23 protein-coding genes are annotated in these 26,312 nt (G+C 38.7%); 6 read left to right on the plus strand and 17 right to left on the minus strand.

Annotation, left to right across the window (positions count from 1 at the left end; all coding sequences use genetic code 11):
- Positions 1-55 precede the first annotated feature (55 nt).
- Together ACQ7EO_RS19475 and ACQ7EO_RS19480 are read right to left on the minus strand one after the other, a co-directional pair.
- Complete coding sequence (locus ACQ7EO_RS19475; protein WP_434278438.1) at positions 56-871, minus strand: DMP19 family protein; 816 nt, start codon at positions 869-871, stop codon at positions 56-58.
- Between the two features lie 152 nt (positions 872-1,023).
- The gene (locus ACQ7EO_RS19480; protein WP_004718247.1) at positions 1,024-2,433 is read right to left on the minus strand and encodes an FAD-binding oxidoreductase; all 1,410 of its coding nucleotides are present in this window, start codon (positions 2,431-2,433) and stop codon (positions 1,024-1,026) included.
- A gap of 372 nt (positions 2,434-2,805) precedes the next feature.
- Here ACQ7EO_RS19480 and serA point away from each other — a divergent pair, with 372 nt between their 5' ends.
- Together serA and ACQ7EO_RS19490 are read left to right on the plus strand one after the other, a co-directional pair.
- The gene (gene serA / locus ACQ7EO_RS19485) at positions 2,806-4,038 is read left to right on the plus strand and encodes a phosphoglycerate dehydrogenase (protein WP_004718250.1); all 1,233 of its coding nucleotides are present in this window, start codon (positions 2,806-2,808) and stop codon (positions 4,036-4,038) included.
- Positions 4,039-4,312: 274 nt separating this feature from the next.
- Positions 4,313-5,185 (plus strand): EamA family transporter, encoded by an 873-nt coding sequence (locus ACQ7EO_RS19490; RefSeq protein WP_303577661.1) that lies wholly within the window; start codon positions 4,313-4,315, stop codon positions 5,183-5,185.
- A 40-nt stretch (positions 5,186-5,225) separates the two neighbouring features.
- Here ACQ7EO_RS19490 and ACQ7EO_RS19495 read toward each other — a convergent pair whose 3' ends face one another.
- The 3 genes from ACQ7EO_RS19495 to ACQ7EO_RS19505 form a co-directional block, all read right to left on the minus strand.
- Positions 5,226-7,262, minus strand: coding sequence for a PKD domain-containing protein (locus tag ACQ7EO_RS19495; protein ID WP_434278441.1), 2,037 nt, complete (start codon positions 7,260-7,262; stop codon positions 5,226-5,228).
- 400 nt (positions 7,263-7,662) lie between these two features.
- On the minus strand, positions 7,663-8,382 hold the full coding sequence (locus ACQ7EO_RS19500) for a metallophosphoesterase (protein ID WP_434278442.1): 720 nt from the start codon (positions 8,380-8,382) through the stop codon (positions 7,663-7,665).
- A gap of 14 nt (positions 8,383-8,396) precedes the next feature.
- Complete coding sequence (locus ACQ7EO_RS19505) at positions 8,397-9,833, minus strand: SEL1-like repeat protein (protein WP_434278443.1); 1,437 nt, start codon at positions 9,831-9,833, stop codon at positions 8,397-8,399.
- A 169-nt stretch (positions 9,834-10,002) separates the two neighbouring features.
- Here ACQ7EO_RS19505 and ACQ7EO_RS19510 point away from each other — a divergent pair, with 169 nt between their 5' ends.
- A complete protein-coding gene (locus ACQ7EO_RS19510; RefSeq protein WP_244014783.1) occupies positions 10,003-10,872 on the plus strand; it encodes an EamA family transporter in 870 nt (289 codons plus the stop codon).
- Between the two features lie 231 nt (positions 10,873-11,103).
- On the opposite strand, the gene ACQ7EO_RS19515 is transcribed toward ACQ7EO_RS19510, so the two are convergent.
- The 3 genes from ACQ7EO_RS19515 to truB all read right to left on the minus strand — a co-directional run bounded on the left by ACQ7EO_RS19515 (position 11,104) and on the right by truB (position 13,519).
- The gene (locus tag ACQ7EO_RS19515; protein WP_096732796.1) at positions 11,104-11,565 is read right to left on the minus strand and encodes a hemerythrin domain-containing protein; all 462 of its coding nucleotides are present in this window, start codon (positions 11,563-11,565) and stop codon (positions 11,104-11,106) included.
- 154 nt (positions 11,566-11,719) lie between these two features.
- Positions 11,720-12,487 carry a sulfite exporter TauE/SafE family protein gene (locus ACQ7EO_RS19520; protein ID WP_004718268.1) on the minus strand — a complete coding sequence of 256 codons (768 nt, stop codon included), beginning with the start codon at positions 12,485-12,487 and terminating at the stop codon, positions 11,720-11,722.
- 126 nt (positions 12,488-12,613) lie between these two features.
- Positions 12,614-13,519, minus strand: coding sequence for a tRNA pseudouridine(55) synthase TruB (gene truB, locus ACQ7EO_RS19525; protein ID WP_262084889.1), 906 nt, complete (start codon positions 13,517-13,519; stop codon positions 12,614-12,616).
- Positions 13,520-13,657: 138 nt separating this feature from the next.
- Between truB and ACQ7EO_RS19530 the strand changes: the two genes are divergently transcribed.
- The 3 genes from ACQ7EO_RS19530 (at position 13,658) to ACQ7EO_RS19540 (ending at position 17,286) form a co-directional block, all read left to right on the plus strand.
- Complete coding sequence (locus ACQ7EO_RS19530) at positions 13,658-14,692, plus strand: lipase secretion chaperone (protein WP_434278445.1); 1,035 nt, start codon at positions 13,658-13,660, stop codon at positions 14,690-14,692.
- 387 nt (positions 14,693-15,079) lie between these two features.
- Positions 15,080-16,054 (plus strand): esterase/lipase family protein, encoded by a 975-nt coding sequence (locus ACQ7EO_RS19535; RefSeq protein WP_434278447.1) that lies wholly within the window; start codon positions 15,080-15,082, stop codon positions 16,052-16,054.
- Between the two features lie 263 nt (positions 16,055-16,317).
- Positions 16,318-17,286 (plus strand): lipase family alpha/beta hydrolase, encoded by a 969-nt coding sequence (locus ACQ7EO_RS19540; protein ID WP_315077618.1) that lies wholly within the window; start codon positions 16,318-16,320, stop codon positions 17,284-17,286.
- Positions 17,287-17,344: 58 nt separating this feature from the next.
- On the opposite strand, the gene rplS is transcribed toward ACQ7EO_RS19540, so the two are convergent.
- The 9 genes from rplS to ACQ7EO_RS19585 form a co-directional block, all read right to left on the minus strand.
- Positions 17,345-17,716 (minus strand): 50S ribosomal protein L19, encoded by a 372-nt coding sequence (rplS, locus tag ACQ7EO_RS19545; protein WP_004718278.1) that lies wholly within the window; start codon positions 17,714-17,716, stop codon positions 17,345-17,347.
- A 272-nt stretch (positions 17,717-17,988) separates the two neighbouring features.
- Complete coding sequence (gene trmD / locus ACQ7EO_RS19550) at positions 17,989-18,729, minus strand: tRNA (guanosine(37)-N1)-methyltransferase TrmD (RefSeq protein WP_004818651.1); 741 nt, start codon at positions 18,727-18,729, stop codon at positions 17,989-17,991.
- Positions 18,730-18,771: 42 nt separating this feature from the next.
- A complete protein-coding gene (rimM, locus tag ACQ7EO_RS19555) occupies positions 18,772-19,320 on the minus strand; it encodes a ribosome maturation factor RimM (RefSeq protein ID WP_004718282.1) in 549 nt (182 codons plus the stop codon).
- 27 nt (positions 19,321-19,347) lie between these two features.
- The gene (gene rpsP, locus ACQ7EO_RS19560) at positions 19,348-19,605 is read right to left on the minus strand and encodes a 30S ribosomal protein S16 (RefSeq protein ID WP_004718284.1); all 258 of its coding nucleotides are present in this window, start codon (positions 19,603-19,605) and stop codon (positions 19,348-19,350) included.
- Between the two features lie 145 nt (positions 19,606-19,750).
- Positions 19,751-20,179, minus strand: a complete 429-nt coding sequence (locus ACQ7EO_RS19565; RefSeq protein ID WP_434278450.1) for a type IV pilin protein — start codon at positions 20,177-20,179, stop codon at positions 19,751-19,753.
- Between the two features lie 4 nt (positions 20,180-20,183).
- Positions 20,184-20,717: a type IV pilin protein gene (locus ACQ7EO_RS19570; RefSeq protein ID WP_419335493.1), complete on the minus strand. Its 534-nt coding sequence runs from the start codon at positions 20,715-20,717 to the stop codon at positions 20,184-20,186.
- On the minus strand, positions 20,695-24,552 hold the full coding sequence (locus ACQ7EO_RS19575) for a pilus assembly protein PilY (protein ID WP_434279638.1): 3,858 nt from the start codon (positions 24,550-24,552) through the stop codon (positions 20,695-20,697). Before ACQ7EO_RS19575 ends, ACQ7EO_RS19570 begins: the two co-directional genes overlap by 23 nt.
- 82 nt (positions 24,553-24,634) lie before the next feature.
- Complete coding sequence (locus ACQ7EO_RS19580) at positions 24,635-25,414, minus strand: pilus assembly PilX family protein (RefSeq protein ID WP_434278453.1); 780 nt, start codon at positions 25,412-25,414, stop codon at positions 24,635-24,637.
- Positions 25,398-26,309 carry a PilW family protein gene (locus ACQ7EO_RS19585; RefSeq protein WP_434278454.1) on the minus strand — a complete coding sequence of 304 codons (912 nt, stop codon included), beginning with the start codon at positions 26,307-26,309 and terminating at the stop codon, positions 25,398-25,400. Before ACQ7EO_RS19585 ends, ACQ7EO_RS19580 begins: the two co-directional genes overlap by 17 nt.
- Positions 26,310-26,312 lie beyond the last annotated feature (3 nt).

Consider the following 26,312-nt stretch of genomic DNA (forward strand, 5'->3'; position numbering starts at 1 on the left):
GCATAGCCTAATGATGCTATGCTTTTTAAACGTACACTATTTAAAAACTGTGTCTTTATGACTCATCTGCAATATGGCTAACATCGAGCGCTATGATTTGTTGATCATTTTCATCAAACATCAAGGCTTGATCACCTAGATCCAGCATATAAAAATGCCCTGCATCGGTTAGGAAATGCCAAGCAACGATCTCTTGCCCATTATACTCATGTGATGGATCACCAATGGTAATACGATCTAGCTCCTGACCTGCTTGCTGGCATAAGGCTTGAATAATTTTAAAATAACGTGGACTGTTTTCAATTGCTTGCTGTTTACGTTGTTCTAAATTTGGAATTTTGGCTGCAACCTGCTCTACAATCGTCAAAATCTGATCTTCATCGACAACTTGTAACTTTGGATGTTGCTTTAACCATCGACTATTTATTTCAATCAAATCTTCGCTATCATTCAATGCATAAAACTGGTCATCAAAAGCATTGAGAATATCTCGTTGCTCATTTTCACCAAAGTATTCACCCTCTAAGAACTGTTCTAATTGCTCATCCGAAAACTGATCAATTAAATCCGCACTTTGCTCAAAGAGAGCAGAATGCTCAGTCGCATTCATAGCTTTTAATCCTTCACGAACATGTTTCACCATGAACGCATCCCACCCCGTGTTATAAACGAATTGTGAAAAACCACCATTATTGACTTGAGCTAGATAGTAATCGACAAAATAACTGTATAAAGCCTCTGCCGATACTTCATCATATTCGACATAATGTTCAAATAAGCCATTTAAGCTATCAATATTGGACATAATCACATCATAGTGATCATCACTGTCTAAACTTTGTTTAGAAATTAAAATGTTATCAATGAGCATAGTTTTCAGTTTCTTATCAATATTTAAGCGCAACCAACATAACAAATTTTCAGCAATAAATGGCGACCAGCATGTAACTTTATTTTATCTTTTGTTCGGCAATAAAAAAGCGCTTCTCTCGAAGCGCTTCTACAAACGAGCTATTTAAATCATTACAGATCAAATAACTTACCTGGGTTCATGATACCATTTGGATCAAACACTTTCTTCAAGGCTTTCATATATTCAATTTCTTCAGCAGTCCGTGTGTAATCCAGATAAGGCTTTTTGGTCATGCCTACGCCATGCTCCGCAGAAATTGAACCGTCATATTTCTTCACAGTTTCAAACACATACTTATTTACCACCTGACATTTGGCAAAGAATTCATCTTTAGATAAATTCACAGGTTTTAAAATATTTAAGTGTAAGTTTCCATCACCAATATGGCCGAACCAGCAGATTTCGAAATCAGGATAATTTTCAGCAACAATTGTATCAATTTCCTTAATAAAAGCAGGAACATGTGTAATCAATACTGAAATATCATTTTTATACGGAGTAAATGGCGCAATCGTTTCAGAAATGTCTTCACGTAAACGCCATAAGCTTTGAACTTGTTCAAGATTTTGGCTCATCACTCCATCAAGCACCCAGCCTTGTTCCATGCAATGCTCGAAGATTTCCATCGCAGCATCCATAATTGGTTCATACGGCGCTTCAAACTCAAGTAAAACGTAGAATGGGCATTCTGTTTCAAATGGACGTTGTACATGACCACGATCCAAAACTTTTTGCATCGCCAGTTCACCAAAGAACTCAAAGGCAGTTAAATCAATTTTGCTTTGGAATGCATGTAATACGGGCATGATTGCATCAAAATCAGGAACACCCAATACCATCACTTGTAGATCATGCGGTTGGCGTTCAAGTTTAATTTCAGCTTCAGTCACTAAGCCTAAAGTCCCTTCACCACCAATGAATAAATGTTGCATTGCATAACCTGTAGCATTTTTAATCATGCCTTTGTTTAAACGCAATACATCACCTTTACCTGTCACCACGGTCAGACCAAGTACCCAATTACGAGTCATCCCGTATTTGATCACTTTAATTCCGCCTGCATTGGTTCCAATGTTGCCACCCAATTGTGATGAACCAGCAGAAGCAAAATCAACTGGATAATACATCCCCTGTTCTTCTGCATAGTTCTGCAACTGTTCAGTCACTACACCCGCTTGAATACGTACCATACGGTCAGCTGGATAAAATTCTAAAATTTGGTTCATTTTGTCGAAGCTCACGACAATTTCACCATTGGCAGCAACAGCACCTGCCGATAAACCTGTACGGCCACCCGATGGGGTAATCGCAACATTAAACTGATTGGCCAATTGAACAATTGCTTGCACTTGCTCTGTGCTCGATGGGAAAACGATGACCGATGGCTGAGGATCAAAATGCTTAGTATGGTCTTTGCCCCAATTTTCTAAGCTGTCAGCATCCGTTTTAATCCGGTTTTCACCGACGATTTGCGTCAATTGGGTCAATAATTCAGGTGCTATCGTTACTGGAGCATTCATCGTTTTGCGGACCTAGCAAGAAGTAAATAAGAGGTTGTGCTATACAACATTCGAGATTTTAAATCAGTCTGTGAAAAATTTTCAGCATTTTTTATAGCTGAAATCGGCAACTTTACTGATTTTAGCAGTATTTTACCTAGATGACTGCTGAGGATAAAGCACAGATTTGATTCACATTATCCACACTTTGTGTATAAAGTGTGCTTCAAGCATTATAAAAATCAATGCATTAGCATTTCATTTAAATTTTGAATAATGCTTATCAGAAATCGTAGATAAAATATCCACTGTACTGTCACAATCGAAATATCTATAGAACAAGGTCTATGGTATCATATTGCGACTAAATTTGGCCTTTGTAGCGGAGCCGTAATGAGCCAACATCTTTCACTACCTAAAGATAAAATTCGTTTCTTGTTGTTAGAGGGCGTTCATCAAAACGCAATCGACACGTTAAATGCTGCCGGATATACCAATATCGATTACCGTAAAACTGCGCTTGAGGGTGAAGCGTTGAAAGAAGCGGTTAAAGATGCACACTTCATTGGTATTCGTTCCCGTACACAATTAACTGAAGAAGTCTTTGCAGCTGCGAATAAATTGATCGCAGTGGGTTGTTTCTGTATCGGAACAAACCAAGTGAATTTAAATGCAGCCATGATTCGTGGTATTCCTGTATTTAACGCACCATACTCAAATACTCGTTCAGTTGCTGAATTGGTTCTTGCAGAATCAATTCTTTTACTTCGTGGTGTGCCTGCTAAATCTGCTTCAACTCACCGTGGTGGTTGGAACAAGTCTGCGGTAGGTTCATTTGAAACGCGTGGTAAAACTTTAGGTATCGTAGGTTATGGCTCTATTGGCTCTCAACTTTCAGTTTTAGCTGAAAGCATGGGTATGCACGTCATTTATTATGATGCTGTGACTAAGCTTCCTATGGGTAATGCACGTCAAGTAGGTTCTTTAGACGAACTACTTGCAAATGCAGATGTTGTTACACTGCATGTACCCGATGTTCCTTCAACACGTAACTTCTTTGCAAAAGCTCAATTTGCAAAAATGAAAGAAGGTTCAATCTTCATCAATGCTGCACGTGGTACATGTGTTGTTATTGAAGATTTGGCAGATGCGATTAAATCTGGTCATATTGCTGGTGCAGCTGTTGACGTATTCCCGAAAGAACCTAAAGCCAATGGTGAAGAATTTGTTTCTCCACTTCGTGGCCTAGACAATGTGATTTTAACACCTCACGTTGGTGGTTCAACCATGGAAGCGCAAGCCAACATCGGTCTAGAAGTTGCAGAAAAATTTGTGGCTTATTCGGATAAAGGCATGACTTTATCTGCAGTAAACTTCCCTGAAATCGCACTTCCATTGACTGAAGGTAAACACCGTTTACTACACATTCATAAAAACGTGCCAGGCGTGTTATCTAAAATTAACAACCTGTTCGCTGAGCATGGCATCAACATTTCTGGTCAGTCTTTAATGACTAAAGGTGATGTCGGTTACTTGGTGATGGATGTAGACGCAACTGCATCTCAAGAAGCGCTTGATACCCTTCATGAAGTTGAAGGCACAATCCGCGTTCGCGTATTGTTCTAAGACGATTTAAGCTAAAAAAACCACAGGTATTTGCCTGTGGTTTTTTATGGGATTTATAAATCTGTCACTTCTTTCCGATAGCATATTTTTAAGTTAAATTATTTGTTTAATAAACTATTTGGCATCTTCTCTCACCCTACTCTACAAAGGCAGTGTACTATCTAAAGCGCAATAAGCTTTGCAAATTACATGAGCATTTCATCTAAATTGTTTTATATAAGAAGCCTGTTGTGGAGATTTTCCTCCAAGCCCCTTACTCTAAATTTCAGAAACAATGCCAAATTTAAAAAATGCACCACACCTGCAAGCTTTAGTTCTATTGTTCATTGCCATGATCAGTATGCAAAGCAGTGGCGCATTAGCAAAAACATTATTTGATCAATTTCCAGTCCTTACCATTTCCGCTATGCGTTTATTGCTCGGCTCATTGATTTTGGCCGTGATTTTTAAAATTTGGCAGGTCAATTTTAAACAGGTGAAATGGTCATCCATCATCAGTTATGGTATTGCCCTTGCAGGAATGAATGCTTTATTTTACTTATCGATTCATCGTATTCCGCTCGGCATTGCCGTAGCGTTTGAATTTATTGGACCGCTCAGTGTGGCCCTGTTTCATGCACGACAAAAATTCGATTTTATCTGGGTTGGACTTGCAGTACTTGGACTGGTTTTACTGTTTCCATTTGATCAGGCAAAGCAAAGCCTCGATCCTATTGGTATTGCATTTGCCTTAGCTGCTGGCGCTTGCTGGGCGCTGTATATTATTGCAGGTCAACGACCTTCAGGGGTTTCTGGAAACCATACTGTATGTTTGGGGATGTTTGTAGGCATGTTGTGCTTAATGCCAATTGCCTTATTTTCTGGGATGCCTTTACAGGTTTTTGAACCTTCAAATTTAATTTATTTTATTGCGTTGGCGATCTTGGCAAGTGCATTGCCGTTTTCATTGGAAATGATTGCATTAAGAAATTTATCTGCTTTAAGTTTTGGCACACTAATGAGTCTTGAGCCTGCAATTGCCGCATTCTCAGGGTTTATTTTCTTAAATGAACAATTGTTATGGACTCAATGGTTGGCATTAGCCACGATCATTAGTGCATCGATTGGTTGCACCGTAACCACACAAAAAGCACGGCTTAAAGGATAAAACCACCTCGAAAGGTGGTTTCAATTCACTCATCTAAAACCTACCAATCAGGTGCCCCCATAATTAGTTTTATCATGCTATTCGGATCTGGTTCTAGTTCAAAACCAATTCGTTCAACCAAGTCACCATTACTGCCTTCTATATTTGCATAAATACTTAAATAAGTAATAGGACCTTTTCCTGCTGAATCAAAACCTGAATATTGATTTGGTAATTGAATTTGCATCGGTTTTCCATAGATTGCATTATAGGTTAAGATCTCATTGCTACCATTTATGTTATATACCGTGATTTCTATATTGCATGACTTTCCAATTAATTCTGGAACAACTTCCCAATTCCCATTGGGCTCAGTGGTCCCATTTAAAGGATCCTCAATCATACTGGTACAGACAATCGGGAAACTCAAGCCTTGATTGCTGACATAAACAACTTCACGATCTGCCAAGATAATATTAACATTGCCTGTTAAACCTGAAGTTTGCTGACCTTTATAACGTACCCACTGGTTACTCTCAAAAATTAAAGCTGTTTGTGCAGACCAATCCAACTGCCCGTCAGGGTCTTTTATACCTGTGAGGAACCGACCGCCATCTTGCGATATTGAAAAATCCAACTGGTCGTTTATTTTGCCAAAACATGCTACGGACGTCCCATTGGGTAGTGTACATTTTACAAAATGATCTGTAGCTGATTTTCCAAGATCAATAATCACATTACCTGAGGTTGTCGAAGTTTTTTCCCCCAGCATCGTGCCTGTTAAATCTTTTGCAGTCCAATGAATTGAGCCACTCGAAGGCATATTCACCACCGTCAATCCTTCTTTAGGAATACTGTTGGATTTGGTTAAAGATGAACCATCATTTAAGCTGATTTTTGCAGTCACATTGCATGGAATCCCCTCACCATTGGATTGACACTGAACAAAGACTGAACCTGCATTTACAAATTTAAAATCCCAATTCCATGTTGAAAAATGCTTCACTGTTGCATGTACAGCAAGGCCTGTAGGTGATTGATTTGACGTCATCACCTGCCCAATACCCTCTTCAATCCACAAGCCACTCGCTTCATCAAAATACCACATTGGAATTTGTGTACCTGCTTTCATCTGTTGATTATTGATACTCTTTATCGGCAGGTTCATTTGAAGATCTGCTGTTTTACCAGCTGCAAGTTGTAATTCCTGACCACCTGCATCTTTAAATGTGGCTGTAATCATTCCCGCACTGATCAAATCCACAATATTGCCTGGCACATCGCGTGCGACACCATTGGCAGGCATTGCATTTAAATCACGATTGGTAATATCCCATGGGGTAAATTCAACAGTCACAGCGCCGGTAGCAAGACTGCCATCTGCTTTTACAAAAGCGTTGGCGGGGATGCTAATACTTGCACCCAAATTTAAGGATTGAATCACTTGAGCGGCAGAGATATCAGACACAGGAACAACTTGTTTAATGGCCAATAAATTTGCTGAGATTGCTTTTAAATTGGCAACATCATAAACAATCGACTGCGTGATAAAGCCTTGTTTTTCAAATTTAGCCACCACTTTTTGTGTGTTTTGAGGAAGTATCAGATTCAAAGTCGCATGACCATTTTGATCTGTTTTAACACTTTGCCCCTGTATTGTAATATTTGTATTTGGAATCGAAGCACCATCAACCGTTTGAGCTGAGACTAAAACCTCGCGGTTTATCGTTGTTGCTCCCTGTTTTACTTCTATTTTCTGTGTAGTTGAATCAGTCCGACCTGCTAGGTCTGTTATCGTCAGGCTCACGGTATATTGACCAACTTTTGTATAACTATGTTCAACTGTAGCACCTGTTCCGCTTGAACCATCTCCAAAGTTCCAAGCATAGCTAGCAATTGCACTGGCTTCTTTTTTTTGATCAACCGTACTTTTCGTTCCATCAAATTTGACAACTTCACCGATACTTGGCGCTGTTGGACTATATTCAAATTTGGCTGTAAGACCCTGTTCAAATTGAGTTGAAGAGTTACAAGCCAACAAAAGTAAGCTTAGCCATGCAAAAAGAAACCATTTTATATAATTTTTCGATCTCATCATTGTCGTCACCTTATTGTTATTTAATTCGCGATATCCATCACGATAACTTATATTACTGTGAATTAATTATTAATAATAGCTGTTTTATTTTAAAAATATTTTAATATCTTGTTCTATCTAATTGAGTTGATGCTTACTGTATCAAAGCAAGTGATAACAAAAAATTTGATTGAATATTGATAAATGAAAGAATGATTTTGACTAGAAATAAATATTTTATCTTATAATTCATTGCTTTATATTTATGTGTTTTATAATTGATACTTTTATATCTATGTATTTTTTAATTAAAGACTTATTTTTTTCACAACACAGATCAAATTTAAGTAATAGCCATATAAAATTCACTACAATGAAGAGTCTGAACGCTTAAAAATATTTAAACAATAGAGAAATCAAATCATGACTTCAGGACAAATACTTGTTTTTCTATCGGGCGGTTTTTATCTATTTCAACAAGGCTTAGTTCACTTCCAAAACAAGCGCCCGTATCTAGAAAATAGCAATTATGCTTCTTGGTGACAAAATCAACCACGGTATGACCTAGAAAAACCTGTTCTACACCGACAACCGTTGAATAACGCATAAAGCGCTTATTTTTAATTCGCCCCCTGCCCCATAACGCCAATTCGCGACTTTTAGAACGTGTGGCAACTTTAAACGCATCCCAATCATTTAGATCTATATCAGCATGCACAAAGCCATACTTCTTATTTTGATAAATGACTTCTAATAGTATGGGTAAAGTGTTTAATTGATCGATGACTTGTTGCTGCTGATCCGAACTTAATGCATAAAACCATTCTCCACCATGATGCGCATGCATATCTTTCATCATCGGATCGATCTGCGATAATAAGCACATCTCTTCATGATTACCTAAAACAGCTTTAAACCAAGGCTCTGCAAGCAGATGCAAACATTTCAAACTGTCAGGACCACGATCAACAAGATCCCCTACAGCAATCAATAGATCCTTTTCAAAGTTAAATTGAACACGTTCAAGCTGTTGCATCAACAAATCATAACAACCATGTATATCGCCTACCACAAACAAGCGACCTGTCTCATGAGTATAGGTTGCTACATGCGCGAGCTTGTGTTGCGATAATTCAGACATAGACTGATCTTTGATTAAAACTCAATTGAAGCTGCTTCAATATGCTGGTTTTCTTTGGCTAAATCCAAATATTTGCTGGCAGTTTTTTTATTTTTACGTACCCCGATCCCATCTTTATAAATTTTAAATAATTCAAAATAAGAGTCGATATCACCATGATCGGCAGCTTGTTTAAACAAATCTGCACTTTGGGTCAGATCAGCCTCTACACACTTACCTTCCTGATACATTTGTGCCAATAAAAAGAAAGCACGTGGAACTTTCAACTCTTTGGCTTTGTTTAACCAGAATAATGCCCCATCTGCATTGTTTTGACGTTGCTCAAAAATCGACATACACAGCATGGCCTGAACATGGCCTTTCTCTGCAGCGGAATTTAATAATGGGAGGTGATGTTCATGTTCTAAAGGCAATAACATCGACAATTCAAACTGTGCATCTGGATGGTTTTGCATTGCAGCACGTTCTAACCAAGAAATGCCTTGATCAAGATTTTTCTCAGTTCCCATACCATAGCGTAAACACTGTGCTAAAGAATATTGAGCTGGAACATTGCCTGAAACAGCAGCATGCGATAATAAATCAAAAGCGAGTGCTGCATATTCTTTCTGCTTTTGCTCAGTCTTGGCATTTTCCGAATTTTTTAACAGTGTCACTGCAGCTAAATAAGCAGATTCGATATGTCCATTTTTTGCAGCTTTAAGTAAAAACTCTTGCACAACTGCTGCATCCGCTTTAGCACTTTGTTGTTCAATAAGTGCGCGAACATAGCAGCCAAATGGATCATTATGTTCTTGCGCGATATCGGCATATTTTAAAGCAGCATCAAGATTGTTCTGTTTTAAATAACTAAACGCCAATAAAGCACAGGAAAAATGGTCTTTTTCAGCAATTTTTAACAATTCATTTTGTACTTTGATCGAATCAAACCCTGAAAACTCTACAAAAAACTTCAGGCTGTTTTGATGCTGGTTTTTTAAATAATTATTTAAAAGTAATAAGTACGCAGACTGTGGATCCTGTGACAATTGTTGTTGTGCATAAACAAAAATTGCTTCTGGATGATTCAGTTGAACTGCCTGTTGCAAATGCATTAGGGCTTGTGCTTTTGTCAATTGATCTGTTGCATTGTTCAAGCCAAGATAAGCAAGTTCTAAATGTGCCAGTGCATGATTAAGCTTTGCTGCATGTTGAAAAAAAAGAAGAGCTGACTGCACACTTTGATTTACATAACGGCCTAAAACATGCCACTGTCCTAACAAAGTACTGGCAGGTGCAAAATTCTGATTAGAGGCATTGACCAACAAATCAACACGCGCTTGAGCGTCTTGCTCATTTTGAGCAAGACCTTGTTGTTCTAATTTAAGTACATCGATATACCAAGTTTCTGCTTGTGAAAGTTCTGTCGCATTTAAGCCTAAATTTTCAGTTTTATTGGTGTTTCCTGACATCTTTTATTCCTAACACATGTGCCATTGCAAGTATAATCATTCCCATCTTACAGAGGACTCGGCTGAATCTCAAAGGGAAATGTTGAATCAATATTCATCTATTTGCGAAATACTCAAATAAATCCGAGAAAGTGCTAAAATCTGTGCAATATTTTTCTTCACCTTAGATATGCCAAACTCTCAACTCACTGCTGTGCTCTTCATGGTTTTATCTATGGTGGCTTATCAGATCAGTGCCTCATTTGCGAAACAGTTATTTGAGGTTTTAGATCCGATTACCGTCGTGACCTTAAGATTATGTTTTGCGTCTATTTTAATTATTTTAATGTTCCGTTCATGGAAAATTATCAAGCGTTTACCTTATCTAAGATGGAATGAGCTACTTTATTATAGCGGTTCAGTCTGTTTGATGAATGTGCTGTTCTATGCCTCTTTAGGCAAATTGCCTCAAGGTATTGCTGTTGGACTAGAATTTTTAGGCCCTCTGACTTTGGCACTGCTCTCGATTAAACAAAAAACTGACTATATTTGGGTATTTCTTGCCATCATCGGTATTGCATTGATGGTGCCTTGGCAAGATGCGACCGCACATAACTTTTCCTATCTTGGTGCTGCTTTTGCTTTGGGTGCAGGTGTCTGTTGGGCAAGTTATATTTATTTTGGGCAAAAAGTTGTACGACAAAATATTGGTATGCATGCGCTGAGTATTGCAATCGTCTTGTCGGCCTTGGTTATGCTGCCAATCAGTGCTGTACATAACCCAGATGCCTTGCTACAAACACAGTACTGGGGCAAAGCTTTGCTGATTGCACTTTTAGCAACAGCGATTCCGTATGCCTTAGATCTGCTTGCTTTAAAACAATTAAGCAAAATGAGCTATGGTACTTTATCGAGTCTATCTCCTGCACTTGCCGCAATTTCAGGTATGGTATTACTGAATGAACATATTACTGCTTGGCAAACCGTTGCTTTAATCTGCATTATGATTGCGTCGGTAGGGGTAACATTTAGAGCGGCGAAAAGCTCAGATACCCACTAAAACATTCTCAATACTGCCCCACTGCCAGTCATATAGAACCTCGACCATATTTACGCGATCTTTAGGAAGAGAGGAAGATCAGCGTAAATATATGATGGATGAGAAGCATTTCATTAACTAAAAAAGTAAATATCGTTCAGCAATCTGCTCATCATTCTCTGGATACTTTATAGCTTCAATTTTATTCAGTTTGCCTTTGTAAACAAGTCAACGAAATACAAGCCAATAGACTTAGCCAACCAAGCGGATAAGGTCTTTTGCTTTATACTTTTTATATTCCGATAAATACTTCTTCGCTAAGTTTAATTTTTGATTTTCATCTAAAATCTTTAGCGCTTTTTGAAAAAAAGAATGCTCTTCTTGTTGAATATGATGCGCGATGATTTCAGATAATCGTTTCGCCAAAACCAACCAGCGAGAGTGGCTAAAATCTGTTTGTTCTAGTGATTGTAATATTTCATCCATCTCATGATGTTCAGCCAGTGCCAAACGGGTAATATTTAAACCTGAATCCGTCATCATTAACGGAATATAAAAATAGCGATCTTCCGCAATCGCATGAGCAAATAATTCATTTTTTAATAAATTAAAAATTTTCCTTCGTTCAGGACTATCGCCTGAGGTATGCGTTAATTGTTCTGACAAATCCTTCTGAATGATATGGCTTTCTCTCAAAGCCTCAAATATATTCATCTAAATCCCTCTTTTTATGATATTTACCTTCCATTGCTTCGGTTTGTGATTTTTCGATCAAGAAACCAACAATCTTAGAAGACAAATCAAAAAAAAGCCTTACAAAATTTAAGCTTTTTTGTATCAAAAAAAATTAACCAGAGAATCTAGCAAATTACGCGACAAACATTTGATAGGCCAAGCGACAAATCAAAATGCTGACCAAAATCAAAAATAGAATACGAATAAAACCACTGCCATATTTCAATGCCATTTTCACACCAACCAATGAACCACACACATTGGCAACAGCCATCAGCAGGCCCAATTGAAATAACACATGTCCAGTGGGAATAAAGAAACTCAGCGCGGCAAAGTTGGTCATGAAATTGCCAATTTTGGAAAGCGCCGATGCGTGCAAGAAGTCAACTTTCAGATAACGAATAAAATAAAAGATGAAAAAACTGCCTGTACCTGGCCCAAATATTCCATCATAAAAGCCAATCAATAAACCACCAACACCCGCGATCAATAACATTTTACGCGTGATTTCTTGTTGAAAATGGACTTGTCCAAATTGCTTCTTAAAAAATGTATAGATTGCGATCACAATCAGCATAAACAATACAAATGGCCGCAAAATTTCTTGGGGGATCAGTGAGACACAAGCAGCACCCCCAAATGAGCTAATAAATGCAGTGATTCCAATCACTGCCAACAGCTTCCACTGAATTTTGACTTGTTTTAAGTATGAAAAAGCAGCCGAAGCCGTTCCACAAATCGAAGCCAGTTTATTGGTTCCAAAAACTGTGGCGGTAGGATAATGCGGTAAAGCACCCATTAATGCAGGAATTTGAATCAGTCCCCCACCTCCAACAGCGGCATCAATTGCCCCTGCACAAAAGGCAAAGAATACTAAACTGAGGATGATATCAAATTCCATAACATTCACTTATCTTTTAAAGGCGTCTATTAACGCTGGGAGACTTAACCGTGCTCTGGCTTAATCCTGCTTTAGCTTAATCAGGCTTAGATTTAAACTGAGTTATTTTCTAACAATGAAACCAAATTAAAGATTTAGCACGCGTTTAGGCACTAAACGCTTTTTATCGGTAATTTCAGCCAAGCCTAAACATTTGTCGCCATCAAAAACCAAGACTTCAGCTTCGGCGGCATGCTCAATATTGCTTTCCATACCACGGCTAAAATATTCCGCACGTCCTTCAGGCACCTGAACTTTAGAAAAATGATCAATTGGTGCATAGACAGGCAGCAACAAGGCTTCACGCGCTTGTTCAGTCAAGCTTTCCAAATGTTCAATGGTATATTCTGGTATCAAATCAAAATGACCGGTTTGAGTTCGATTTAAATACGTTAAATGCCCATAAGTTCCCAATGCTTTGGCAATGTCTTCACCCAAAACTCGAATATACGTTCCTTTAGAACAAGTAATATCCAAGGTCAGGCTGTGCTGATTAAACGCAATCAGCTCAATGGCAAAAATATGAATTGGGCGTGCATCACGTTCAATCTCAATTCCCTGACGCGCCAACTCATATAAAGGACGGCCTTGTTTTTTTAAGGCTGAATACATTGGCGGAACTTGTTGAATATCACCAGTAAATTGCGCCAAAACCTGTTGAATACTGTCTTCACTTAATTCAGGTACGGCCTTTTCAAGTAAGACTTCACCTTCGACATCACCCGTGGTCGTACTATGCCCGAGCTGAACAGTCGTTTGGTAACGCTTGGTCGAATCTAACAGATAGTGTGAAAATTTAGTCGCTTCACCTAAACAGATTGGTAAAAGTCCAGATGCCAAAGGATCAAGCGCCCCTGTATGCCCTGCTTTTTGAGCGCGATACAACCACCGCACTTTTTGTAGCGCCGCATTTGAACTTATGCCTAAAGGCTTATTCAATAAAAAAACACCACTGATATGGCGACGCGGTATTTTCTGAGCTTTTGAAGACATATTGGTCTGGATACGGAGAATAATGCGCTATTTTAGCAAAAACCATTCGTCTATTTTTACAAATTTTCTGTTTGAAATTTCGAATTCTATGGCAAATTATTTTTTCAATAAAAAATCTAAAAATAGTAGGAATATTAGATGGATCTATCTAAAAAAATGATTGGGATCATCATTGGTAGTCTCTTGATCATTCTTTTAGCCGTAATTTTTTGGCTAAAACCCAATACAGAATCGACTGAAACACCACCAGCTTCAGGAAAAGCACATGAACAACAGATGGGGCAATTGGCTTCAACTCAACTTCCAGCATCCGAAGCACTGAGCTTTGCCAGCAAAAGCCAACAAGACACGCAAATTAATTGCCAAATCCGTGCAGATGCCTCCAATCGTTTAATTGTCAATGAACAGACCAAAGATTGCTTTGAATATTTCATCACCCAATATGGTGAAAAAAGCATTGAGCAAATCAAAACCGATTTTCTCAGCTATACCAAAATCAGCTATAAAGAGCCTCTACTATCGCAGTTAAATGATCTCTGGACACGTTATATTGATTACAGAAGTAAATTAGGCGATTTACAAGCACCCACCGCAGATAAAGAAAGCGCAAAGTATTATCAGCAGATTTTAGTCAATACTCAAAACTTAAGAAAAAAATTCTTCTCGGATTATGAAATTCAAGGCTTATTTGGCACACAAGATACTTATGACCGATATACGGTAGACCGCTTAGAAATTATGGATAATCAAAAGTTATCTGTGGCTGAAAAAGCGCAAAAACTCAAAGAACTTTTTGAGCAACTCCCTGAAGACTGGAAAGAGAATTTACAACAACTCAATCAACTTGAAGACTTAAGAAAGCTGACAGCGGAGATTAAGGCACGTGGTGGTTCTGCACAAGAGATCCGTCAAATGCGCACCAATCTGGTGGGACCTGAGGCAACACAACGCTTAGAAACGCTTGATGTACAAAGAAATGATTGGAAAGGCAAAGTTAATCAATACCTTGCTGAGCGTGACAATATCCTCAAAAGTAATCTGAGCGATTCAGCCAAACAGCGTGCGGTAGAACAATTGAAATCACAACAATTTGCAAATCAACAAGAGCAACTCAGATTACAAACTTTTGAAACTGTACATGATCAAGGAGGAAAATTACCCTTTGCAAATTAACCATAAAATACATAGCACATCGCTAAAATGATGAAAAAAGCGAAAACAAAAATATTTAGATTATGCGGTATAGCACGTTTTATGGCTTGAGTTTGCAAGCCAGACTCAATATCTCTGCAGATTTATGACTCAGGGATACCAACAAGTCTGCGGATACAAAGTGGAAAATAATATTAACAACCACCTATAAGGAGGATGCACACAAACTAAAAACTTGCTCGGGATTGACACGATTTTAATGCAACTTGCACCTTTGGTTTAGAGCAATAACGATAATGATGGTATGCCAATCGCTTGAGACCATAAGGGTTGTAAGCAAATTTTAGCTTGCAACATAGACTTCATGTCAATCAACAATTCACTTAAAAACAACAAGAGTATTTTAATATGAAATTTAAGATCAATATTTTCGCCATGAGTTTAATCATTGGATTAAGTTCGATGACTGCATCTGCATCTGGCTTACAAACTGTAAATCCACGTTATGTCAGTTCAAACTATGCAAAAACCAAATATCCGATTGTATTTAATCATGGGATGTTCGGTTTCACCCGTCTAGGGCCTTCATCCTTTGGCATAGATTACTTCTATCAGATCCTCCCTGATTTAGCTCGCAATGGCGCAAAAGTTTATGCGACACAAGTCTCCCCATTGGAATCGACACAGCTTCGTGGTGAACAGCTCTTACAGCAAGTCGATGAAGTCATCGCACTAACTGGCTCACCCAAAGTCAATCTGATTGGACATAGTCATGGTGGTCCAACAATTCGCTATATTGAAATCGTTGCACCCACAAAAGTTGCTTCTTTAACTGCTGTTGCAGGGGCAATTAAAGGTTCTAAGATCGCGGATGATATTTTAAGTAACCGAGGTGCAAATACGCTTCTGACAGTTTTTAGTCAATATATCTTAGCACCTGTGATTACACTTCTCGAAGGTAATCCATCCCTCCCCCTCAGTCTAAATAACTCTTTACAAAGTGTGAGCGAACAAGGGGCTGCTGAATTTAATGCAAAATTTCCAAGTGCTGCGATTCCCAAAGACTGTGGTAATGGTCAAAAACTAACAGCCAATGGTGTTTATCATTATTCTTGGACGGGTACAGCTCAATTCACCAACATTTTTGATGTTATGGATGGCGTCATTTCTACACTCGCGCCTTTGTCTTATAAAAATCTAGACAATGATGGCATGATGAATCGTTGCAATACTCATTATGGGCAAGTGATTCGAGACAATTACCGTCAAACACACATGGATGAAATCAATCATGTTTTAGGGCTACGTGGGTTATTTTTTGCGCCGAATCCACTTGCTCAATATCGTCAACATGCCAATCGTCTGAAATTACAAGGCTTGTAAATATTGCCGATGAGAGGCGATAAAATGTACTGTTCATTCAGTATATTTTATAGTTGAATAGTAAATGATTCTGGATTCAAATTTTATATTGAACATCGTATTGAATTTCGAATTCCAGAATCTGATTTGATATGAGATTTAAAAAAACAAAGAAGTTAAAGTTTGCGTTCCTGCAAACATGATCAGAATCGAGGCTTTACACTCAATACATTTAAAATTGAGGTATGTAAATCGCCCAATAATAAAATAGATGGAGTTTTAACATGAAATATGGACGTATTATCGCGAGTCTACTGCTGGCGAGTACATTATCAACCGCATATGCATCTAATAATGCGCAAAAAGTGACTGTCAGTAAAGTAAACTCGGACTATGCAAAAACCAAATATCCTGTGGTATTTGTGCACGGTATGGCTGGGTTTATTCGTGCTGGCGATGTTTTAGGATTAGACTACTGGTATCAAATTTTACCTGATTTGGCTCGCAACGGCGCCAATACATGGGCTACGCGAGTATCACCCTTTAATTCTACTGAAGTCCGTGGTGAGCAATTGGCTCAGCAAGTGGAAGAGATTCTGGCAATTACCGGCAGCCAAAAAGTCAATCTGATCGGACATTCTCATGGTGGCCCAACCAGCCGCTATGTCGCAGGCATCATGCCTACGCAAGTTGCATCTGTGACTGCTGTTGGTTCACCACAAAAAGGCAGCCCTGTTGCAAACATTATCTTAAGTATAGAAGGCACGCCACTTCAAGGTCCATTGGTGAGTGTGGTCAATTTATTTTCAAAAGCAATTGTCTGGGCGCAAGGTCTTGACCCGAAAGAACTTCCCCATGATGCGTTGGCAGGTGGGAAAAGCCTCACCATTGAAGGTTCTGCGCTATTTAACAGTAAATTCCCGATGGGCGTTGGCACCACAGCTTGTGGTGAAGGGGCTTATCAAGAAAAAGGGATTCAATTCTATTCATTTACGGGCAATACCGCCGTTACAAATCTTCTCGACTTAGATTCTGCCCTACTTGGCACAAGCCTATTGATTAACGCTGGTCGTGATAATGATGGTTTAGTTCCACGATGTAGTGCCAAATTCGGTAAAACGATTCGTGATGATTATCGATGGAATCACTTAGATGAGGTCAATCAAATTTTAGGATTGCGTGCAATTTTTTCACCAGACCCAGTACAAGTCTATCGTGAACATACTAATCGCCTAAAACTACAAGGACTTTAGCAAGAAACAAAAAATGCGCCAAATGGCGCATTTTTTTAGCTGTAAAGCAAAGTTAAAATTAACCTTGTTTACGTGCTGGTAATTTTTCACGAATACGCGCAGCTTTACCAGACAATTCACGTAGGTAATAAAGCTTAGCACGACGAACGTCACCACGACGTTTCACTTCGATTTTAGCAACGATTGGAGAGTGAGTTTGGAATACACGCTCAACACCAACACCGCTAGAAATTTTACGTACTGTGAACGCAGAGTTCAAGCCACGGTTTTTCTTCGCAATAACTACGCCTTCAAAAGCCTGAAGACGCTCACGATCACCTTCTTTTACTTTTACTTGAACGATAACTGTGTCACCAGGAGCAAAAGTTGGGAGGTCAGTTTTTAACTGTTGGTTTTCAATTGCTTGAACTAAAGGATGTTTACCACTCATTGTGGGAATCTCCGTTTTGCGGGACAGAAGAGGTCTGCACAACCGCTGGGGATAGAGGCTAAATCGCGTATCAACCCGTTTATCTTTCCCTTTATTGCTGATGTTATTCAGATCAATAAAGAGCCTAATATAAGTACTTAATCATAAGTATTTTCTCGAAGCCGACTTCTTATGGAACTCACATTCCGCAGGCCAACAATGATGAATTGTTGTATTACTAATAAGAAGTACAGCTTCTGACGTGCGTTGAAACAAACATGATCAATGCTTGCCTACCCTCGCTCATCTTTTAGCCATTTTTTTTGCTGCTTGGTCAACTCAACTTTTTCCACCAACTCAGGTCGGCGTTCTAAAGTGCGTTGATAGCGTTGCAAAAACCGCCATTTCTCAATATTGGCATGGTGCCCTGACTTAAGTACTTCAGGAACATCCAAACCTTCAAAATGATCTGGCTTGGTATATTGTGGGCAATCTAAAAGACCATCCACAAATGAGTCCTGCACTGCTGATTGTTCATCTGACATGGTATTCGGCAAACGTCGAATAATACTGTCCAATAAAACCATCGCAGGGAGTTCACCGCCTGATAATACGTAATCTCCAATCGACCATTCCTGATCAACATATTTTTGGATCAAACGCTCATCAACTCCCTCATAACGTCCACACAGCACAATTAATCCGTCATATTCAACAAATTGTTGTACTGCAGGTTCATTTAAGGTCTGCCCTTGTGGTGACATATACACCACAGGAACATGAACTGCACCTGCTTGCTTTGCAAGCTCTTTTGCATGGTGGATTGCTTTTGCCAACGGCTCAGCCATCATCACCATACCAGGACCACCACCAAATGGACGTTCATCCACTCGTTTGTAGTTACCCTCAGCAAATTCTCGCGGATTGATACAATGAACTTGTACAATGTCACGCTTTGCCGCTCGCCCGCTAATTCCGTACGCTGTAATCGCTTCAAACATTTCAGGAAAAAGCGTAATGACTGCAAAAAACATCGCAGACTCCTCTATTTTCCTGCTGCGCCAATCCTTATCGGATTAGAAATCTACGCCCCAATTGACATAGATACGACCAGCTTCGAGATCAACGCGTTGTACCACATCTTTATGCCATGGAATCATTCGCTCTTCGCCATCGATGCTATCTGCTGTTGCGCGAACAACCATGACATCATTGGCACCTGTTTCAAACAATTCGTGGATTTGACCAAGATTTACTTCCTGTTCTTCTTCATTCAGACCTAATACGATTAGACCTTTTAAATCAGACCAGTAATACTCGTCCACGCCTGCTTGAGGCAGTTGCGATTTTGAAATCCAAACATTCGCGCCAACTAAGCTGTCTGCTGCAGTGCGATCACTCACACTTTTCAACGAAACAACCAAGCCTTTACCATGTGGTTTCCAACGTTTTACGTCTACAATTTGCCAACCTGCTTTGGTCTCAATGTACCAAGGGAGATAGTCAAATATGTTGCTCATAGGTTCTGTATTGGAATAGACCCAGAGCCACCCATTTAATCCATATGCTGAACGTAGCTGTCCAATCTGAATACGATCTTCGGGCACATTCTGTGCTGGTGTCATGGGCTTACTGCCTAATTAAAGATTTAATTATGCAGTAGCTGCAGCTTTCTTAGCTTGAGCAGCTAAAGAAGCAACACGTTCAGACGGTTGAGCGCCTTGAGCAACCCAGTGAGCAAAACGGTCAGCATCTAAACGAAGTTTTTCTGCTTTACCTTGAGCTGTAGGGTTAAAGAAACCAATACGTTCGATGAAACGACCGTCACGCGCATTGCGGCTATCAGTTACGATTACTTGATAGAACGGACGTTTTTTAGCACCACCGCGTGCTAGACGAATTACAACCATGATAGAACCTTATAGTTTTTACGGATTATCCTTGTACCGACCATCGATACATTTCAAACCCCTTTCATAGAGGGCAATATTTTACGTTATCTTTGTCATGAAAGAAAGATCAAATTTTATTTATCCACAATTTTGAATTTAATTTTTATTTGCCGTCCCAGTTTGTGGTTGCGGAGAGGGTGCAAGTGGTACCTTTGCTCCAACATTTTTGGCCTTGGCTATCTAATCCGACATCACCATTTCCAGCTTGCTGAGAACCCGCTATTGGAGCAGCATTTAAAGACCAAGTTAAATTATCTTTAGAAACTTCTAATTTAACTTTATATTTTGCTTCTCCAACACTTGGATAATCTTCTTCAAATGCTCCATTTTCCAATTTGGCATCTTTAAATGTCCCTTTCGCCATTTTATAATTGGATAAATTTCGGGCAATTTGAAGCATTTCACTTTGTGCATCAACTCGGTTTGTTCGAACAATATATTCTTGATATGACGGATAAGCTATTGCAGCTAAAATTCCTATAATTGCTACAACAATTAATATCTCAACCAATGTAAATCCTTTCTGCTTCATACTTTCACCATGATGTAATCTCACTACCCGTACAAGCTGTAAAAGTAACACTGTCTTTGGTTTTACAACGAAGCCCTTCGCTCGTCATAAGTAGATTATAGTTTTTAACATCTGTACTTTCAGCTTTGATTGCCCAACCAAATCCCGATGCACTAGAATTTGTAAGAGATAAACTTGGATCGGATAGATCTTTGAGGGTAATTTTGTACTTAACCATATCTCCAGTTGATCCAACAGGTGTCGAAATCTCGTCTGACGAGCTAGAGCTATATAAATCTTTTAAATCAAAATTTTGATAGGTGAGATTCTTAGATTTAAATATCTCCAACTGATTTGCAATTTTCTGTATTTCCTGTTGAGCTTGGGCAGCGGCGGCTCTCCGAACATGATCCTGATAGTTTGGATAAATAATAGCAGCTAAAATTGTAATGATAACAATGACAACCATTAGTTCTATTAATGTAAAACCATAAGTGTTCCTGTGACAAGTTTGGCTTGTCACAGTTCCATATCGACTAATTCTTCTTAGCTTCAACATATTTTTCATACCATCGGATTGGGTTTAAAATCTTATTACACTCCCATCTTCCTTTTCCTTGTTGTAAACCCAGCAAAGTTAAGGCTCCACAATTACTACCTGTATTATTTCCACCACTAGTATCATCTGGACCAAAAGTAATACCTTGTATACCTGGTCCCAAGACATTTTGATTCTTACCATCTACAATCTGAAAACCAGTACTCTTTTCAAGACTCCAATCAACAACACCTTTTGAATCCAAACAGGCTCCATATGGCAAGCAGAACTGTTGAGTATTACTTTCACCAATAATTCGAGGTTGACAAGGATTCTGTTTATCAACAATACCTGTACCTTCAGGATCATAAATTGGAACAATTAATCTTCCCGTCATCGCTACAGGTTCTTCTTCAAATGCTTTCACGCCTCCCGCAGTTCGTCCAGATACTGGATTTCCATTCTGATCGCTAGAGAGTGAGCGATACCATCCCTGCATACCTGTTTTAGCGTATGGGAAAAAAGTCGAAGAAATGATACCTGTTATATTTTGCGGATTTTCCTTTAAAGATTTCAAGGTGATGTCAACTGATTTTAGATCAATGTCTTTATAAGCACCTGTTTGAGCATCTTTTGTACCCGTAATCAATCCACTATCTGCAATATCACGATCAATCAATCCATAAACTTTATTGGTTGGGCGTCCAGTTAACTCATTTAAAGGCAGCATGAGTTCACGACCTTTATTTGGTGAAACATCCAATGGTGTACTACGATCACCAGACGCAATACCAACCATAACAAATGTTGAGCCTGCCTCATCATGTACAGTTAACGTTGGTGGTTGATAAAAACGAGATTGATCTCCATTTGTAATACTTGTTCCATCGGCTTTTGTTGCAAGATTTGCTAAACGAACAACTCTTTTTCCAAAGGATGCGACTGGAGTATTTTTGGCATTATTTAAATCAATACGAAATACTTGCCCACCTAAATCACCAAAATAAAGATTATCAACTAAGCCATCCCCATCACGATCCAAAGTACTGATTCTACTAACAATACTATGGGTCATATTTGCATTATTCGTGTTAGCACCTGAATTACTTGCCCACCAAATTCTCTCACCCGTTTTTGCATTGATAATATAAACTGCATTACCATCTGCCTGTGCTTTATTGTTACATGATGTAGATGGATAATCTGTATTGGAATTTGATGAGTTCAATTTAAATCTTGGATTTTCATAGCACATATCATAACCACCACCCACAATCATCACTCGGGTAATTTGGTTATTATAACGAATATTGGCTAGTACAGGTTTAGACCAAGTTTGCCCCATACGAGTGTAGTCACCTGCCCCACCAAGAATACGGAAAAGTAATTTAGGTGCGCTTGGATTAAGGACATCTAAGCCATAATAGCTTTTTCCTCCCATACGCATACCACCGTATACATTCATCTTATTTGCTACGACTGATGTATCTGTATCACTTCCACCAGTTACTTTATAATCTGAATCAGCAACCCATGCCCCATTTATCCCTTGTGTAACACCATTTACATCTGACTCACCTTTCCTCAGCGCTTTTGATAAAGTACTGTCCTGCAAAATTTCAGTAGGGACAAAAACCATCTGCTCTTCACCAGTCAATGAATTGGCTATACGCAAAGCACCTTCCATACTGCCATAAAGCACAGACTGATCACGTGTAGACTTTAAATTACCATCCGCATCTAACGTTCCTTTATAGGTCATTTGTACAGGAAAAGAGTGAATACTCGCACCCATTGATGTAAAAGCATCTCTTGGTGTATCTAAAGTCGTCGGAAGCTGAGTCGCACTCAGGCTTAAGTTATAACCTAGATAATTTAATAATTTTAATTGAATATCTAATGTTAAATTCTTTAACCTACTGTCTGTCTTAAACTTGTCCAGTAAATTTGTTGCGGTGGTGGCAGATTGAGTGACTAAAAATAAATCTGAATTTTTATCTGTGGAAGTAATTGCCCCTCCTGATGCTACACTCTTAACATCTGAAAAAAGTGGTCTATAACCGTTAGGGCTAGCGAGTGTTGGCAATTTAATTTTTGAATAGACGCCACCCGCTGTAACACCATCACCATCAGTTAGAGAGGTACTGTTCCAAATATCTTGAGAGCTTGGATTGAGTAATCCATTGCTTTGGAAAACAAAGTTGCTTCCTGATTTTAAAGCGCCACCTTGAATACTGTATTTTTTCAAGTTCCCAGTCCAAGTAATATTCTGAGTCCCTGGTTTTGGTTCCAATGCTCTCAAATATCCATAAGGTTGGAATGATTGCGGACTTAAAGCATCCACAGGAACAGAAATCGCTCCCGTTGATAATGGGCTAATTGGATTTTTCCCTAAATTATCGATAAATTGAATAACGCTATTGGTAATTTCATCAGATTCTTTTGCAATGAAAAAACCACCGTTACCATACCCTGGTTTACTTGTTTTATAACTTGGTGCTGTAGGAGAACATTGGTCATCTGAGGTACGTTCATCCTGTGTTCGGGAACTGAGTCTGCAAGCATTTTCTACATATTGATTGTTTAAGTTATCCATGGTACTACCAAACCCAACAAATGCAGTTTGAATAGAAACACCTGTTGGATTTTTAGTTTTATCAAATAATTTTTTTGCAAATTCTCCCATACAACGCCAACCACCGTCAGAGTTATCAGCAAGCCCCCCAGCACAACTAAAATTATTACCAAATGTATCTAGGGCAGAAGACATTAAGTTACTTGATCTAGTGTCATCTGTTGTATTCGCAGCTCCATCTGAAAGAATATAAACCCCTTGCCCATCACAGCTTTGCCGATCTTCAACAGCGGGGAGTGGCGACTCGTATGTTGTATTATCAGCAACTTTTGTATCATCAGCAGATTTTGTAAATCCACTATCATTATTTGAGAATAAAACAGTACCTGTTTTATTATAACATGTACCACTATTACCATTTATAGTACATGATTGAGCTGTTAAACCACTTGTATTGATAGAATTCACTGTATACCAAGAATTACAGTTTGTTCCCGCGTTATTCCAACTATTACATTGATTGTAAATAGTTCTTCCCCAGTAATCTCTATATGTAAAGAAGAAAGGAGCATTATTTAAGTAGATTGATTGTAAAGTATTCGTTCCCATTAAATATGCTGCTGCTTCTGCATATCCATGTGCGGTAGGTGTACCATTGTAAGCTGTTAAATCTTTAAGCGCATTTTTTAATGCTATTCTTTGAGAAGAATTCACCGCTCCTAGCTCTTTAGCAGGCACTAAAATTTGACCACTACGACCATCCCCATTGCTAGAATAATTTCCTAAACCAACACGAACTAGCCTTAATGAAGCATCATCACTATTTAAGAAAGTAAACATTCCATCTTTTAAACGAGTTAATCGATCTAAACATTGGTAGCCTGATATATTTCCACTCGAATTTTTTATTGGATCACACCCAGTAACTTCATTTTTAACGGCGGCTGTTGCAGCAGAAGGGGATACATAACAAAAGTTACGTTCATAACTAGGAGTTGTTCCTGAACTAATTCGATATGCTTTATTATTAGAAAGACCCGATAAACTTGTAGTTAAGGTTGCTAAAGCCGTCTGTGTATAACTTATTCCACAATTTAAACCATAATCATCCCTATAACTGAATCCACTGCCATTCGCGGGCCCCATACTACCCGATGTATCCAACATCATCACCAGCGTCTTTTTTCCTGCCGTAGGTGCAGCATAAATCTGTAAATCATTCGCTTGGGTGACAGAAGACATTATCAGGAATGTACCAACAAACGTTGTAAATCCAACCATGCCTAAATTTAATTTTTTTTGCTTGCCTGCATAACTCAATAAGGCCGTAAGCTTTTTAGATTTCATTTTACATTCCTCATCATTATACTGGTGCTTTAACCATCTTTATAAATGTTTGCAAATTAAACTCTTGGACTTGGCTGTTAACTGGAATACCAAGATTTACGAGACATTGTGCTGTTGTTTGTTTAGCACTAGATTCCGCATCTAAATTGTCATTCACATTTTCTTTTAAACATGCTTGAGCAGCAGACAAGTTTTTAGCATAAATAGGCATCACTGCTACTGTCGTCATCCGAATACGTTTTTGCTCAGTTACCCCTTGTGGAATTGTTTGTCCGCCACTTACATTAATATTTTTTGCGAGTAATGCCAAAGGCGGTAAATCAGCGGTATCTGTTGGAATTTTAATAGAAACCTGTGTAACTACCCCTCGTCTTGCACTACCAAAGTCAGTGGTTAAATTACAAAAACTATCTGTACTTCCCTCAACCAACTCAACACCAGAACTCGTATTTCTAAGTACAGCCATCGATGTAACTGAGCCAAATCGAGTACTCACTCTAGGTTTATAGCAAAATACATATTCTTTACCGGGTTCTGTATCTGCATCTTTCAAAGCCTTACCAATAACACTTGAAAGATTCACTTGTTTATTTAGATCCTCTAAAAAAACTTGGTTGATCGGTGTATCTGCTGTTTGACTTGAAAGCTGACCAATTTGCGCATTTGTCGCAATATTCAATGTCGTCATAGAGGTCCTAATCGCCATCACTCCAACTATTGTTAAAAATAACAACATCATCATAACAACGATAATCGTTGACCCTTTCTGCTTGCTTAGGTTAGTTCGATGTTTCATAAATCTTCTCTCCTAAGCCATTTCTTAATGCAATATTTGTTGTATATAAACGCCGTAAATATTTGGTACTTTTATCCGTCAAAGTCACGTCACCATCAGGGAAATTAAAACTTTCTTTAGATGGATCTATATTTTTATTTGTTATTGGATCTTTAGAGCGCACCAAAACCATCATTCTAATGGAAACAACTCTAGGGATGTTTGGAGAGGACGCCGCCTTTACCGCTGTCTTAAATTGCTCAATAGTGTAATAGCTAAAATTGTTTCCCACTTTTGCCCCGATGTAAAATCTAACAAGATCCACTCTTGGCATAATCACTTCACCATTATTTGAATCATTTAATCCGGCAATAGAAGGGACACTACTTCCTGGGGTATTTGCATCACAAGCCAATGCCAAGTTGCCATTATCTGTCCTTAAGAAATAACGCTGAATAACATACTCACTAGCCTGTACTTCTCTACCTTCACAGTTCATCATTTTATTGGGTGCTTGAAACATAATCGTGAGTTGATCACTACTAGAACTCGCCCCAGTAGGACCTCCTGATTTTGTTAACAATCCTGCACTTACATCTTTTAATTGTAAATTTGCCTTGCCTAAAGCTGGGTCTCCACTGGTAAAAATAATTCCACCATTGGGTGTTGTTGTATCTAACACTGGATTATTTACATTTCCAAAATTCGCGAGACGGATATCTCTAGCAATATAATCGACACCGAACACCCCACTATCCTGTAACTCTGCACTTGCTTCTTGCATTTTTGCCGTAATTAAACCGCCAGTGAACAATTGCAAAGCTGCAGCGCTAATAATAAGACCAATAGCAAGAGCAACGATCAATTCAATGAGTGTGAAACCCTTCTGAGGTCCCATTATTTCGTGCTTTGTCATGAA

It is taken from the genome of Acinetobacter sp. CE-15, from assembly GCF_051059255.1.
GTDB lineage: Bacteria > Pseudomonadota > Gammaproteobacteria > Pseudomonadales > Moraxellaceae > Acinetobacter > Acinetobacter guillouiae.

Coding starts and splice junctions, on each gene's coding strand:
- ACQ7EO_RS19475 (WP_434278438.1), bottom strand. CDS start 871: ATGCTCATTGATAACATTTTAATTTCTAAACAAAGTTTAGACAGTGAT.
- ACQ7EO_RS19480 (WP_004718247.1), bottom strand. CDS start 2,433: ATGAATGCTCCAGTAACGATAGCACCTGAATTATTGACCCAATTGACG.
- serA (WP_004718250.1), top strand. CDS start 2,806: ATGAGCCAACATCTTTCACTACCTAAAGATAAAATTCGTTTCTTGTTG.
- ACQ7EO_RS19490 (WP_303577661.1), top strand. CDS start 4,313: ATGCCAAATTTAAAAAATGCACCACACCTGCAAGCTTTAGTTCTATTG.
- ACQ7EO_RS19495 (WP_434278441.1), bottom strand. CDS start 7,262: ATGATGAGATCGAAAAATTATATAAAATGGTTTCTTTTTGCATGGCTA.
- ACQ7EO_RS19500 (WP_434278442.1), bottom strand. CDS start 8,382: ATGTCTGAATTATCGCAACACAAGCTCGCGCATGTAGCAACCTATACT.
- ACQ7EO_RS19505 (WP_434278443.1), bottom strand. CDS start 9,833: ATGTCAGGAAACACCAATAAAACTGAAAATTTAGGCTTAAATGCGACA.
- ACQ7EO_RS19510 (WP_244014783.1), top strand. CDS start 10,003: ATGCCAAACTCTCAACTCACTGCTGTGCTCTTCATGGTTTTATCTATG.
- ACQ7EO_RS19515 (WP_096732796.1), bottom strand. CDS start 11,565: ATGAATATATTTGAGGCTTTGAGAGAAAGCCATATCATTCAGAAGGAT.
- ACQ7EO_RS19520 (WP_004718268.1), bottom strand. CDS start 12,487: ATGGAATTTGATATCATCCTCAGTTTAGTATTCTTTGCCTTTTGTGCA.
- truB (WP_262084889.1), bottom strand. CDS start 13,519: ATGTCTTCAAAAGCTCAGAAAATACCGCGTCGCCATATCAGTGGTGTT.
- ACQ7EO_RS19530 (WP_434278445.1), top strand. CDS start 13,658: ATGGATCTATCTAAAAAAATGATTGGGATCATCATTGGTAGTCTCTTG.
- ACQ7EO_RS19535 (WP_434278447.1), top strand. CDS start 15,080: ATGAAATTTAAGATCAATATTTTCGCCATGAGTTTAATCATTGGATTA.
- ACQ7EO_RS19540 (WP_315077618.1), top strand. CDS start 16,318: ATGAAATATGGACGTATTATCGCGAGTCTACTGCTGGCGAGTACATTA.
- rplS (WP_004718278.1), bottom strand. CDS start 17,716: ATGAGTGGTAAACATCCTTTAGTTCAAGCAATTGAAAACCAACAGTTA.
- trmD (WP_004818651.1), bottom strand. CDS start 18,729: ATGTTTTTTGCAGTCATTACGCTTTTTCCTGAAATGTTTGAAGCGATT.
- rimM (WP_004718282.1), bottom strand. CDS start 19,320: ATGACACCAGCACAGAATGTGCCCGAAGATCGTATTCAGATTGGACAG.
- rpsP (WP_004718284.1), bottom strand. CDS start 19,605: ATGGTTGTAATTCGTCTAGCACGCGGTGGTGCTAAAAAACGTCCGTTC.
- ACQ7EO_RS19565 (WP_434278450.1), bottom strand. CDS start 20,179: ATGAAGCAGAAAGGATTTACATTGGTTGAGATATTAATTGTTGTAGCA.
- ACQ7EO_RS19570 (WP_419335493.1), bottom strand. CDS start 20,717: ATGTTGAAGCTAAGAAGAATTAGTCGATATGGAACTGTGACAAGCCAA.
- ACQ7EO_RS19575 (WP_434279638.1), bottom strand. CDS start 24,552: ATGGTTGGATTTACAACGTTTGTTGGTACATTCCTGATAATGTCTTCT.
- ACQ7EO_RS19580 (WP_434278453.1), bottom strand. CDS start 25,414: ATGAAACATCGAACTAACCTAAGCAAGCAGAAAGGGTCAACGATTATC.
- ACQ7EO_RS19585 (WP_434278454.1), bottom strand. CDS start 26,309: ATGACAAAGCACGAAATAATGGGACCTCAGAAGGGTTTCACACTCATT.